Annotated in this window: 14 protein-coding genes; 8 read left to right on the forward strand and 6 right to left on the reverse strand. The window is 65.4% G+C overall.

Annotated features, from left to right (window positions below; translation table 11 throughout):
* Positions 1 to 57 precede the first annotated feature (57 nt).
* The 3 genes from WN72_RS31010 to WN72_RS31020 form a co-directional block, all read right to left on the reverse strand.
* Positions 58 to 864 (reverse strand): FAD binding domain-containing protein, encoded by an 807-nt coding sequence (locus WN72_RS31010; RefSeq protein ID WP_027560186.1) that lies wholly within the window; start codon positions 862 to 864, stop codon positions 58 to 60.
* A gap of 29 nt (positions 865 to 893) precedes the next feature.
* Positions 894 to 1,379, reverse strand: a complete 486-nt coding sequence (locus WN72_RS31015; protein WP_014494194.1) for a (2Fe-2S)-binding protein — start codon at positions 1,377 to 1,379, stop codon at positions 894 to 896.
* A 134-nt stretch (positions 1,380 to 1,513) separates the two neighbouring features.
* Complete coding sequence (locus tag WN72_RS31020; RefSeq protein ID WP_027560188.1) at positions 1,514 to 1,960, reverse strand: SRPBCC family protein; 447 nt, start codon at positions 1,958 to 1,960, stop codon at positions 1,514 to 1,516.
* Between the two features lie 185 nt (positions 1,961 to 2,145).
* Between WN72_RS31020 and WN72_RS31025 the strand changes: the two genes are divergently transcribed.
* From WN72_RS31025 to WN72_RS31035, 3 genes are all read left to right on the forward strand, one after another.
* Positions 2,146 to 3,501, forward strand: coding sequence for a 3-carboxy-cis,cis-muconate cycloisomerase (locus tag WN72_RS31025; RefSeq protein WP_092213533.1), 1,356 nt, complete (start codon positions 2,146 to 2,148; stop codon positions 3,499 to 3,501).
* A gap of 96 nt (positions 3,502 to 3,597) precedes the next feature.
* Complete coding sequence (pcaD, locus tag WN72_RS31030; protein ID WP_092213815.1) at positions 3,598 to 4,380, forward strand: 3-oxoadipate enol-lactonase; 783 nt, start codon at positions 3,598 to 3,600, stop codon at positions 4,378 to 4,380.
* Positions 4,381 to 4,447: 67 nt separating this feature from the next.
* On the forward strand, positions 4,448 to 4,840 hold the full coding sequence (locus tag WN72_RS31035; protein ID WP_092213531.1) for a carboxymuconolactone decarboxylase family protein: 393 nt from the start codon (positions 4,448 to 4,450) through the stop codon (positions 4,838 to 4,840).
* On the opposite strand, the gene WN72_RS31040 is transcribed toward WN72_RS31035, so the two are convergent.
* Both WN72_RS31040 and WN72_RS31045 read right to left on the reverse strand, forming a co-directional pair.
* The gene (locus WN72_RS31040) at positions 4,802 to 5,338 is read right to left on the reverse strand and encodes a hypothetical protein (protein WP_092213529.1); all 537 of its coding nucleotides are present in this window, start codon (positions 5,336 to 5,338) and stop codon (positions 4,802 to 4,804) included. The genes WN72_RS31035 and WN72_RS31040 overlap by 39 nt on opposite strands.
* A gap of 217 nt (positions 5,339 to 5,555) precedes the next feature.
* A complete protein-coding gene (locus WN72_RS31045; protein WP_167380661.1) occupies positions 5,556 to 5,723 on the reverse strand; it encodes a hypothetical protein in 168 nt (55 codons plus the stop codon).
* A 277-nt stretch (positions 5,724 to 6,000) separates the two neighbouring features.
* Between WN72_RS31045 and WN72_RS31050 the strand changes: the two genes are divergently transcribed.
* The 5 genes from WN72_RS31050 to WN72_RS31070 all read left to right on the forward strand — a co-directional run bounded on the left by WN72_RS31050 (position 6,001) and on the right by WN72_RS31070 (position 11,098).
* Entirely contained in the window at positions 6,001 to 6,918 is a 918-nt protein-coding gene (locus tag WN72_RS31050; protein WP_027560193.1) for an ABC transporter permease subunit, read from the forward strand.
* Positions 6,919 to 6,928: 10 nt separating this feature from the next.
* Positions 6,929 to 8,254: a high-affinity branched-chain amino acid ABC transporter permease LivM gene (gene livM / locus WN72_RS31055; protein WP_027560194.1), complete on the forward strand. Its 1,326-nt coding sequence runs from the start codon at positions 6,929 to 6,931 to the stop codon at positions 8,252 to 8,254.
* On the forward strand, positions 8,251 to 9,081 hold the full coding sequence (locus tag WN72_RS31060) for an ABC transporter ATP-binding protein (RefSeq protein WP_027560195.1): 831 nt from the start codon (positions 8,251 to 8,253) through the stop codon (positions 9,079 to 9,081). The genes livM and WN72_RS31060 overlap by 4 nt, the downstream gene beginning before the upstream one ends.
* Positions 9,078 to 9,818, forward strand: coding sequence for an ABC transporter ATP-binding protein (locus tag WN72_RS31065; protein ID WP_027560196.1), 741 nt, complete (start codon positions 9,078 to 9,080; stop codon positions 9,816 to 9,818). The genes WN72_RS31060 and WN72_RS31065 overlap by 4 nt, the downstream gene beginning before the upstream one ends.
* 161 nt (positions 9,819 to 9,979) lie before the next feature.
* Positions 9,980 to 11,098 carry a branched-chain amino acid ABC transporter substrate-binding protein gene (locus tag WN72_RS31070; protein WP_027560197.1) on the forward strand — a complete coding sequence of 373 codons (1,119 nt, stop codon included), beginning with the start codon at positions 9,980 to 9,982 and terminating at the stop codon, positions 11,096 to 11,098.
* A gap of 103 nt (positions 11,099 to 11,201) precedes the next feature.
* On the opposite strand, the gene WN72_RS31075 is transcribed toward WN72_RS31070, so the two are convergent.
* The gene (locus WN72_RS31075; RefSeq protein ID WP_092213527.1) at positions 11,202 to 11,588 is read right to left on the reverse strand and encodes a response regulator; all 387 of its coding nucleotides are present in this window, start codon (positions 11,586 to 11,588) and stop codon (positions 11,202 to 11,204) included.
* Positions 11,589 to 11,600 lie beyond the last annotated feature (12 nt).

Consider the following 11,600-nt stretch of genomic DNA (forward strand, 5'->3'; position numbering starts at 1 on the left):
AAAGCCAGTCTCGCTACGCCCCACCAGGGACAAGTTTGGCCGAGGCGTGAGGTTCACTCACGCCTTGGCGTTGGCGGCGTCGAGGGCACGCCTCGTCAGCACTCCGATGAGATGCGCGCGATATTCGGCGCTGCCGTGGATGTCGCTGTTGAGGCCGTCCGCCGGCACCTCGATGCCTTCGATCGCCTTCGACGCGAAGCGCTTCTTCAGGGCTTCCTCGAACGCGGTGACGCGGAACACGCCCTCGGAGCCGGCGCCGGTGACGGCGACCCGCACGTCCGACGGACGCCGGGCCACGAACACGCCGACGAGCGCATAGCGCGAGGCCTGGTTGCGGAATTTGACGTAGGCCGCCTTCTTCGGCAGCGGGAACATCACCTTGGTGATGATCTCGTCGGCTTCCAGCGCGGTCGAGAACAGGCCCTGGAAATACTCTTCCGCCTTGAGGCGGCGCTTGTTGGTGACGATGGTCGCGCCCAGCGCGAGCACCGCGGCGGGATAGTCGGCGGTCGGATCGTTGTTGGCGAGCGAGCCGCCGATCGTGCCCCGGTGGCGCACGGCGGGATCGCCGATCTGGCCGGCGAGATCCGCCAGCGCCGGAATGGCCTCGCCGACGATGGCGGAGGTCGCGACCTCGGCATGCTTGGCGGTGGCGCCGATCACCAGCGACCGGCCCTTCATCTCGATCGTGTTGAGCCCCTCGATATGGGAGAGGTCGACCAGATGCGGGGGGCTGGCGAGACGCTGCTTCATGACGGGAATCAGCGTATGGCCGCCGGCGATCACCTTGGCGTCCTCGTTCTTCACCAGGAGGTTGGCGGCCTGCCGCACGGTCCCGGGGCGATGATATTTGAATTCGTACATCTGAATGTCCTGATCGCGGGATGCGCGGGTTAGGCGAGATCGGATTTCGCCATCGCCTTGGCGCCGGCGGAGATCGAGGCGACGATGTTCTGGTAGCCGGTGCAGCGGCAGAGATTGCCTTCTAGTTCTTCCCGGATCGTATGGTCGTCGAGCTCATGGCCCTTGCGATGGACGATGTCGATCGCGGTCATGATCATGCCGGGCGTGCAGAAGCCGCACTGCAGGCCATGGTGCTCGCGGAAGGCCTCCTGCATCGGATGCAGCGGCGCGCCGTCGGCAGCGAGCCCCTCGATCGTCTTGACCTCATGGCCGTCGGCCATCACCGCAAGCGTGGTGCAGGACTTCACGGCCTTGCCGTCGAGATGCACGACGCAGGCGCCGCACTGCGAGGTGTCGCAGCCGACATGGGTGCCGGTCAGCCGCAGATTCTCGCGCAGAAACTGCACCAGGAGCGTGCGGGGATCGACATTGGCCGTTACAGGATTGCCGTTCACGATGAGGGAGATTTTTGCCATAAGCACTCTCTATCAGCACCCCGACGGGTCCCGTCGAAGCGTTCTTATAATTATTCCAACCCATCATATGGGCCATTGTCCCCTGGGGCAACATCGCCCCGGACGCAAGCCGCCATGCCGAAAGGCGATAGGTTTCAGCCCTGTACCGCCTTGGCGAAATTCGCGAAAAACTCGTCGGCCAGTTTCTTGGCGGTGCCGTTGATCAGGCGCTGGCCGAGCTGCGCCAACTTGCCGCCGATCTGCGCCTCGACGTCGTAGGAGAGCAGCGTGCCGCCGTCCTTCTCCGCGAGCTTGACCGCCGCACCGCCCTTGGCGAATCCGGCCACGCCGCCCTCGCCTTCACCTGATATCTTGTAGCCGTTCGGCGGGTCGAGATCGCTCAGCATGACCTTGCCCTTGAAGCGCGCCGACACCGGCCCGACCTTCATTTTGGCCGTTGCACGGAAGCCGCCGTCCTCGGTCTTCTCCAGCTCCTCGCAGCCGGGGATGCAGGCCTTGAGCACCTCGGGATCGTTGAGCTTCTCCCAGACGGCCTCGCGCGGCGCCGCAAGCTGGACTTCGCCGTTCATCGTCATGGCCATGGGGCGCCTCCCGGGATATCAGACTTGGATTGCATCAGAATAATATTGCTCAAGTAACGCACGGAGGCCGCAAAGGAAAGGGTGGTCCCCCGGTCACGTGCAATGCATATTCGCAACTGCAAAAGGCTTGCGCTGATGGTTGGGGATTGGCACAGGCGGGTCATGGTGGTTAGGTCCCGCATAATATGAGCACCTCCCTCTCCCCCCTGCTCGCGCCGATGCTGTCGAGCCCGGCCATGCGCGCGATCTGCGACGACCGGTCGACCCTCCAGAACATGCTCGATTTCGAGGCAGCCCTGGCACGCGCCGAGGCCGCGACAGGCGTGATCCCCGCATCCGCGGTGAGACCGATCGAGGCGGCGTGCAAGGCTGATACCTTCGATATGGCCGCGCTGGCCGAGGCCGCGACACGATCCGGCAATCTCGCGATTCCCCTGGTCAAGGCGCTGACCGCCAATGTCGGCAAGGCCGATGCGGAGGCCGCCCGCTACGTCCATTGGGGCGCGACCAGCCAGGACGTCATCGACACCGCGACCATGCTCGGCTTGCGCGCCGGCATCGACGCGCTGGATGCCGACCTCAGCCGCGCCATCAAGGGCTTTGCCGCGCTGGCGCGCAAGCACCGCAACACCGCGATGGTGGCGCGGACCTGGCTGCAACACGCGCTCCCGATGCCGTTCGGACTGAAGGCCGCAGAATACGCATCAAGCGTTGCCCGCGCGCGCTGCCGGCTGCGGCGGCTCGCCCGCGAGGGCCTCGCACTGCAATTTGGTGGTGCCGCCGGCACGCTCGCCGCGCTCGGCGACAAGGGGCTCGTCGTTGCGGAGCGATTGGCGCAGGAGCTGAACCTGCCGCTGCCGGAAGCGCCCTGGCACACCCATCGCGACCGGATCGCCGAGGCGGCTTCCAGCTTTGCGATTCTCGCCGGCAGCTGCGGCAAGATTGCGCGCGACGTCTCGCTGCTGATGCAGACCGATGTCGGCGAAGCGTTCGAGCCCGCCGGCGAAGGCCGCGGCGGCTCCTCGACCATGCCGCACAAGCGCAACCCGGTCGCCGCCGCAAGCGCGCTGGGCGCCGCCACCATGGCGCCGCAACTCGCCGCGACGATTTTTGCAGCCCAGGTGCAGGACCATGAGCGCAGCGCCGGTCCCTGGCACGCGGAATGGCCGACGCTGCCGCAACTGATGCTGGTCGCCTCTGGCGCGCTTGCCGCCGTCGTCGACATCGCCGAAGGCCTCGACGTCGATGCCGCGCGCATGCGCAGCAATCTCGATGCGACGCATGGACTGATCATGGCCGAGGCCGTCACCTTCGCGCTCGCCGACAAGATCGGCAAGAGCGACGCACATCATCTGATCGAGGCCGCCAGCAAGCGCGCAGTTGCGGAGAAGAAGCATCTGCGCGAGGTGCTGTCGGCCGATTCGCAGGTCACTGCGCATCTGGCGCCGGAAAAAATTGCGGCATTGTTCGAGCCGATGGCCTATCAAGGCGCCTCGCAGGCCCTGATCGACCGGCTGCTAGCTTCGTTGGATCTCTCCTGATGTCATTGCCGGGCTTGACCCGGCAATCCATCATCGGAGAAACATGCATTCGAGATGGATGCGCGGGTCAAGCCCGCGCATGACGAGGAACATATCATGCCCATGATCGATGCCGACGGTTGCCTGATCAACGTCTCCGTCGAGGGCCGCGACGGCGGGCCGACCCTGATGCTCTCCAATTCGCTCGGCTGCACGCTGCAGATGTGGGAGCCGCAGATGAAGGCGCTGACGCAGGTGTTCCGCGTCATCCGCTACGATCGCCGCGGCCACGGCAAGTCCAACGTTCCGCCCGGCCCCTACACGATGGAGCGCTTCGGCCGCGACGTGCTCGCAATCCTCGACGACCTCAACATCGAGAAGGTGCATTGGTGCGGCCTGTCGATGGGCGGCATGGTCGGGCAATGGCTGGGCGCGAATGCGCCGGAGCGCTTCGGCAAGCTTATCCTCGCCAACACCTCCTGCTATTATGCCGAGCCGACCAAATGGCTGGAGCGCATCGATGCCGTGAAGAAGGGCGGCATCGCGGCGGTCGCCGATGCCGTGGTCGCGGGCTGGCTCACGGCGGATTTTCGCGAGCGCGAGCCTGAGATCACCGCGAAGATGAAGTCGATGCTGCTCGCCACCCCTGTCGAGGGATATCTGGCCTGCTGCGAGGCGCTGTCGACGCTCGACCAGCGCGCGCTGCTGCCGAAGATCAAGAGCCCGACACTGGTGATCGCCGGCCGCCACGACATGGCGACGCCGATCTCCGCAGGCGAATTGATCCGCTCCAGCATTCCCGGCGCCAGCATGACCATCATCGACGCCGCGCACATTTCCAATGTCGAGCAGCCGCACGCGTTCACCGATGCGGTGGTGGGCTTTTTGACCCAGCGCTAGCTGCCCCCCGTCATCCCGGGGCGCCTCGAAGAGGCGAACCCGGAATGACTGATCCGGAGGAAACACCATGGACGACCAGAAGCGCCGCGATGCCGGCATGAACGTGCGCCGCAAGGTGCTGGGCGATGCCTGGGTCGACAAGTCGATCGCCAACCGCAACGCGTTCAACACCGACTTCCAGGACATGATCACGCGCTATGCCTGGGGCGAGATCTGGACGCGGCCGCATTTCGACGAGCGGACGCGGCGGGTGCTCGTGATCGGCACCATGGTCGCGCTTGGGCAATGGGACGAATTCCGCCTGCATGTGCGCGCGGCGCTCGCGGAGGGCGGCTTCGCGCCCGACGACATCAAGGAAATCCTGTTGCAGCAGGCGATCTATTGCGGCGTGCCGGCGGCGAACCACGCCGTCAAGGAAGCCTCAGCGATTGTGCAGGAGCTCGGCCTGCTCAAGAGCTAGCGGCGCGGGGGCCTCGGCGGCCTTCTGAACCATCTTGGGCGCTTCCGCCGGCTTCTCGATCACCACCACGATGGCGGCGCCGAGCAGGAGCAGGAGCTCGGTGGCGTGCAGCCGCAGCGCGGCCATCTCGCCGACCTTGGAGGCCATCACCATGCTGGCGAACGAGATCAGGCTGCCGATCGCAAGCGCGATCCCGAGCGCCTCGTCGCTGCTGCCGCTCTTGCGGGTGCGTGGAATGCTCAGCAGCACGAGATAGATCGCGAAGAACGCCACCACGGTCGCCCGGCCGAGCGCCAGCAGCCAGGCGGCGCGCACCGTGTCCATCCCCGCCATCTGGAGATGGTCGCTGAGGAACAGGGCGACCGCGACACTCGGCCGCTCGTAGAGGCCGTGCACCGGCGCCAGCATGATGTTGAAGGCGACGAGGGCCCAGGCCGGAATGAAATAGGCCGCCAGCAGCGCGCCGTTGACCGAGCCGATCCGCCAGTTCCTGAACATGCCGCTTCCCGCTTCGCCTGCCACGCGCCTTCATTGGGAAGGCGCTGCCGGGAGCTAACTCGCATCAGACTGTGGCGGCAATTTAAACCCTTTGTTTACCTTAACCGGCCCGGCGCACCGCCTGCCAAAAGAAAAAAGGCCCCGCCTTTCGGCGGGACCTCTCTTACTGCTCTTCGCTCCTGGACTCCCTAAGTGGACTCCCTTGGGCTCCCAAAATTTATTCCTGATCGCGCTGGCCGCTCTGCTGGCCGGGGCGCTCGCCCTGCCGCATCGGATCCTGCTGCTGCTGTCCGGGTTTCTGACCGCCGCCCTGCTGCTGTTGCGGGTTGCGCTGGCCGGGGTTCTGACTCTGCTGGCCCGGATTCTGGTTCTGCTGCTTCGTCATTCGGGGAAACTCCCTTGTTGGACGTCAGAGCGGAGATAACGGGCCGCCCGCATTTTGGTTGCCCTGCGGAACCCGGTTCCTCGCACCTGCGGAACCGCCGAAATGACGTCCGTAACCGAAATGACCTCTGTACAAGCCTTTATGCCGAGCCCTGGGCTGTTGCGGCGGCCAGTTCCCTCCTGTTAGAAAACGAGACGAACGCTCAAGGGCTGCCGGGGCCCAAGAACTCTCTCTCAAAGAGCTCCCTTTGAGCCGCCTCAGGTTGGTACGGCAGTCCATGGATTATTTCGCCCAGCAGCTCATCAACGGCCTCGTGCTCGGTTCGATCTACGGCCTGATCGCGATCGGCTACACGATGGTCTACGGCATCGTCGGCATGATCAATTTCGCCCATGGCGATATCTTCATGATCGGCGGCTTCATCGCCCTCATCACCTTCCTGATTCTGGTCTCGCTCGGCCTGACCGCGATCCCGGTCATCCTGCTCGTGGTGCTGCTGGTCTCGATGGCGATCACGGCGCTCTATGGCTGGACCATCGAGCGCATCGCCTACCGGCCGCTGCGGCATTCGTTCCGCCTCGCCCCGATGCTGTCGGCGATCGGCATGTCGTTCGTGCTGACCAACTATTCGCAAGTTGCGCAAGGCGCGCGCGTCAAGCCGATCCCGCCCTTCATCACCGGCGGCTACACCCTGCATGAGAGCGCGGACGGCTTCGTCATCCAGCTCTCCAACATCCAGATCATGGTGGTCGTCACCACCATCGTGCTGCTGGCGATCTTCACCTGGCTGGTCTCGCGCACGAGGCTCGGGCGCGACATGCGCGCCTGCGAGCAGGACCAGACCATGGCGGCGCTGCTCGGCGTCGACGTCGACCGCACCATCTCCATGACCTTCGTGATCGGTGCCGCGCTCGCCGCGGTCGCCGGCCTGATGTACCTGCTCTATTACGGGACGGTCGATTTCTTCATGGGCTTCGTCGCCGGCATCAAGGCGTTCACCGCAGCCGTGCTCGGCGGCATCGGATCGCTGCCCGGCGCCATGCTCGGCGGCCTCGCGATCGGCCTGATCGAGACGTTCTGGTCGGCCTATTTCTCGGTCGGATACAAGGACGTCGCGGCGTTCTCGATCCTGATCGTCGTGCTGATCTTCATGCCGACCGGCCTGCTCGGCCGTCCCGAAGTCGAAAAAGTCTGACGGTCCGCGCGTGACAGCCCTCTCGCCAGCAACCGCATCCGCAAGTCGCTCCGCCGGCATCCTCCCCCTTCTGAAGACAGCCTTCGTCAATGCGCTGGTCGCGCTGGTTCTGTTCTCGCTGATGGTCGGCATCCGCACCGAGGCGGGCTCCGACGGCCAGCTCACCTACTGGACACGCTTCGGCGAGCTTGCATCCCTCGTTGCCGCGGTGTTCGGCGGCTCGATCGTGATCGAGCTGCTGCGGCAATGGATCGGTCCGACCGGCGCCGAGAAGCTGGTGCCGCCAGCCGTGCAGAGCGGAATGTCGTTCATCGGCCGCTATCTGGCGCCCGCGCTCTTGATCTTCACGCTGCTGGTGCCTGTCATCTTCTATAACCAGCGCTACATCCTCGACCTTGCCATCCTCGTGCTCACCTATGTCATGCTGGGCTGGGGATTGAACGTCGTGGTCGGCCTCGCCGGCCTGCTCGACCTCGGCTACGTCGCCTTCTATGCGGTCGGCGCCTATTCCTACGGGCTGCTCGCCACCAATTTCGGCTGGTCGTTCTGGATCTGCCTGCCGCTCGCCGGCATCCTCGCCGCGTTCTGGGGCGTGCTGCTGGGCTTCCCCGTACTGCGGCTGCGTGGCGACTATCTCGCCATCGTGACGCTCGCCTTCGGCGAGATCATCCGTCTCGTCATCATCAACTGGCAGGAGCTGACCGGCGGCCCCAACGGCGTCTCCGGCATTCCGCGTCCCTCCTTTTTCGGAATCCCGCTCGACAACAGCGACGACGGCTTGGCGGCCAAGCTCGGCATCGAGTACTCGCCGACCCACCGCATCGTCTTCCTGTTCTATCTGATCCTGGCGCTGGCCCTGCTCACCAACTGGGTGACGATCCGCCTGCGCCGCCTGCCGATCGGCCGGGCCTGGGAAGCATTGCGCGAGGACGAGGTCGCCTGCCGCGCGCTCGGCATCAACACCACGACCACCAAGCTCACGGCGTTCGCGACCGGCGCAATGTTCGGCGGCTTTGCCGGCGCGTTCTTTGCCACGCGCCAGGGCTTCATCAGCCCAGAATCCTTCACCTTCCAGGAATCGGCGCTGGTGCTCGCCATCGTCGTGCTCGGCGGCATGGGCTCGCAGCTCGGCGTTGCGCTCGCGGCGCTTGCCATGATCGGCGGCTTCGAGCTGTTCCGGAGCCTCGAGGGCTACCGCATGCTGGTGTTCGGCATGGCCATGGTGCTGATCATGATCTGGCGGCCGCGCGGGCTGATCGGCCATCGCGCCCCGACCGTGTACCTGACCAAGGCGCAGGCGATCTCCTCCGACCTCGTCAAGGAAGGGCACGGATGAGCGGCGACAAGATCCTCAGTGTCGACCGGCTCACCATGCGCTTCGGCGGCATCGTCGCCGTGCAGGACCTCTCTTTCGCCGCCGAGCGCAAGAGGATCACCGCTTTGATCGGGCCGAACGGCGCCGGCAAGACCACCGTGTTCAACTGCATCACCGGCTTCTACAAGCCGAGCGGCGGCGCCATCCGTCTCACCCATGACGACGGCAGGGTGATCGCGCTGGAGCGGCTGAACGATTTTCGCATCGCCAAGCAGGCCAAGGTGGCCCGCACCTTCCAGAACATCCGCCTGTTTCCCGGCATGACCGCGCTGGAGAACCTGATGGTGGCGCAGCACAACGCCTTGATGCGCGCCTCCGGCTTCACCTTGCTCGGCCTCGTCGGCGCTCCGGTCTACCGGGAGGCCGAAAAGCAGGCGATCGACCTCGCCACCGACTGGCTGAGGCGCGTCAACCTGCTCGACCGCGCCGATGACGCTGCCGGAAATCTCGCCTATGGCGACCAGCGCCGGCTCGAGATCGCGCGCGCGATGTGCACCGAGCCCGCGCTATTGTGCCTGGACGAGCCCGCCGCCGGCCTCAACGCGCGCGAGAGCGCCGCTCTCAGCGAGCTGCTGCTCTCGATCCGCAACGATGGCACCTCGATCCTGCTGATCGAGCACGACATGTCGGTGGTGATGGAGATCTCCGACCACATCGTGGTGATGGATCACGGCGTCAAGATCGCCGAAGGCTCGCCCCGCGAGGTCCGCGACGATCCCAAGGTGATCGCCGCCTATCTCGGCACCGACGAGGACGAGGCCGCGGCGGTGATGGAGAGCGGGTCGTGACGTCGTCCACTCCCCTGCTCGCGATCCGGTCCTTGCGCGCCGCCTACGGCAAGATCGAGGCGCTGAAGGGCGTCGATGTCGAGATCAATGCCGGCGAGATCGTGGCGCTGATCGGCGCCAACGGAGCCGGCAAGTCGACGCTGATGATGACGATCTTCGGCAAGCCGCGCGCCCGCTCAGGCCAGATCCTGTACGAAGGCCGCGACATCACCGGCGTTCCCACCCACGAGATCGCGCATTTGCGCATCGCACAGTCGCCGGAAGGACGCCGCATTTTCCCGCGCATGAGCGTCGCCGAGAACCTCCAGATGGGCGCGGACGCCACCGGATGCACGGACGCCGAACGCGAGACGACACTGCAACGCGTCTTCACGCTGTTCCCGCGGCTGAAGGAACGCTACGCCCAGCGCGGCGGAACCCTGTCCGGCGGCGAGCAGCAGATGCTGGCGATCGGCCGCGCCTTGATGAGCCGGCCGCGCCTGCTGCTGCTCGACGAGCCCTCGCTGGGGCTGGCGCCGCTGATCGCCCGCCAGATTTTCGATGCGATCCGCACCCTGAACCGGCAGGACGGGCTGACCGTGCTGATCGTCGAGCAGAACGCCAACCATGCGCTCAAGCTCGCCCATCGCGGCTATGTCATGGTCAATGGCCTGATCACGCTGGCTGGCAGCGGCGCCGAATTGTTGCAGCGCCCCGAGATCCGCGCCGCCTACCTCGAAGGCGGCCGGCACGGCTGACGGGTCCGGAATGCGACCGCGTGCGGCGGAATGTGGCGAGATATCTCCACACATGCCCGTATTTTGCCGGTGACTTCTCCTCGAATTCATTCAAGAATGGCGCCGGTTTGGACCGGGCATGCCCCGGCAACTTCCACAGGCGACCACCCGCGAGGTATCTCATGAAATCACTGAAGCTCATCGGTCTGGCATTCGGCGCATCGCTCGCGCTGTCGAGCGCGGCATTCGCGCAGGATGTCACCGTCGCAGTCGCAGGCCCGATGACCGGCGGCGAGTCCGCCTTCGGCCGCCAGATGAAGAACGGCGCCGAGATGGCCGTGGCCGATATCAACGCCGCCGGCGGCGTCAACGGCAAGAAGCTCGCGCTCGACGTCGAGGACGACGCCTGCGATCCGAAGCAGGCGCGCTCCGTCGCCGAGAAGATCGCCAGCGCCAAGATGCCGTTCGTCGCCGGGCATTACTGCTCCTCGTCGTCGATCCCGGCCTCGGAAGCCTATGCCGACGGCAACGTGCTCCAGATCACCCCTGCCTCGACCAACCCGACCTTCACCGAGCGCAAGCTCTGGAACGTGGCGCGCGTCTGCGGCCGCGACGATCAGCAGGGCCTGATCGCGGCGCAGTACATCGCCAAGAATTTCAAGGGCAAGAACATCGCCATCCTCAACGACAAGACCACCTACGGCAAGGGTCTTGCCGACGAGACCAAGAAGGCGCTCAACAAGGCCGGCATCACCGAGAAGATGTACGAGTCCTACAACAAGGGCGACAAGGACTTCAACGCGATCGTCTCGCGCCTGAAGCGCGACAACATCGATCTCGTCTATGTCGGCGGCTATCATCAGGAGAGCGGCCTGATCTTGCGTCAGATGCGCGACCAGGGCCTCAAGACGATCCTGATGGCCGGCGACGCGCTCGCCGACAAGGAGTACGCCTCCATCACCGGCCCGGCCGGCGAAGGCACGCTGTTCACCTTCGGCCCCGACCCGCGCAACAAGCCGACCGCCAAGAAGATCGTCGAAGCCTTCAAGGCCAAGGGCATCGATCCCGAAGGCTACACGCTCTACACCTATGCGGCGATGCAGGTCTGGTCGCAGGCGGCCAAGAAGGCCGGCACCACCGACGCCAAGAAGGTCATGGAAGCGATGAAGGCCGGCAAGTGGGACACCGTGATCGGCCCGATCGAGTATGACGCCAAGGGCGACATCAAGCAGATCGATTATGTCGTCTACAAATGGGACGCCAAGGGCGGCTACGCCGAGGTCAGCGGCCAGGGCACGTAAGCGCGCTTGCCGGGCCTCAAGGCCGCCATCACGATCATCAAAGCGCCCCGGCTCGCCCGGGGCGTTTCTTCTTGCGGCAAGCTCAGACGGCCTTGCGGCAAGCTCAGACGGCCGCGGGCAGCTCGCCGCCGGCCGCGGCCTGGGCCTTCCGCAGCGCTTGCAGCAGATCGTTCGGCCGAAACGGCTTTTGCAGGCAGACCACGTTGGCGAGGTGGGACGATTGTTCCATGAAGTCGAGTGCCGTCATCCCGGACGCTGCGATGACGGGGAGCCCCGGCGCACGCTCGCGCAGGGTCGCGATCACCTCGACGCCGCTGGTGTCACCAAGGAAGATGTCCACGATCGCCGCGTCGAACGGCTCGTCCGCAAAGGCTTTCAGCCCCGCAGCGCCGCTCTCCGCCTCCACGACCTCGAAACGATTGACCCGCAGCACGATCGCGATCATCGCGCGGACATCCTTCTGGTCGTCGATGATGAGAACGCGGGGCATGGGGACCGACTC

The organism is Bradyrhizobium arachidis, from assembly GCF_015291705.1.
Classification (GTDB): Bacteria; Pseudomonadota; Alphaproteobacteria; order Rhizobiales; family Xanthobacteraceae; genus Bradyrhizobium; species Bradyrhizobium arachidis.

Coding starts and splice junctions, on each gene's coding strand:
- WN72_RS31010 (WP_027560186.1), bottom strand. CDS start 864: ATGTACGAATTCAAATATCATCGCCCCGGGACCGTGCGGCAGGCCGCC.
- WN72_RS31015 (WP_014494194.1), bottom strand. CDS start 1,379: ATGGCAAAAATCTCCCTCATCGTGAACGGCAATCCTGTAACGGCCAAT.
- WN72_RS31020 (WP_027560188.1), bottom strand. CDS start 1,960: ATGGCCATGACGATGAACGGCGAAGTCCAGCTTGCGGCGCCGCGCGAG.
- WN72_RS31025 (WP_092213533.1), top strand. CDS start 2,146: ATGAGCACCTCCCTCTCCCCCCTGCTCGCGCCGATGCTGTCGAGCCCG.
- pcaD (WP_092213815.1), top strand. CDS start 3,598: ATGCCCATGATCGATGCCGACGGTTGCCTGATCAACGTCTCCGTCGAG.
- WN72_RS31035 (WP_092213531.1), top strand. CDS start 4,448: ATGGACGACCAGAAGCGCCGCGATGCCGGCATGAACGTGCGCCGCAAG.
- WN72_RS31040 (WP_092213529.1), bottom strand. CDS start 5,338: ATGTTCAGGAACTGGCGGATCGGCTCGGTCAACGGCGCGCTGCTGGCG.
- WN72_RS31045 (WP_167380661.1), bottom strand. CDS start 5,723: ATGACGAAGCAGCAGAACCAGAATCCGGGCCAGCAGAGTCAGAACCCC.
- WN72_RS31050 (WP_027560193.1), top strand. CDS start 6,001: ATGGATTATTTCGCCCAGCAGCTCATCAACGGCCTCGTGCTCGGTTCG.
- WN72_RS31060 (WP_027560195.1), top strand. CDS start 8,251: ATGAGCGGCGACAAGATCCTCAGTGTCGACCGGCTCACCATGCGCTTC.
- WN72_RS31070 (WP_027560197.1), top strand. CDS start 9,980: ATGAAATCACTGAAGCTCATCGGTCTGGCATTCGGCGCATCGCTCGCG.
- WN72_RS31075 (WP_092213527.1), bottom strand. CDS start 11,588: ATGCCCCGCGTTCTCATCATCGACGACCAGAAGGATGTCCGCGCGATG.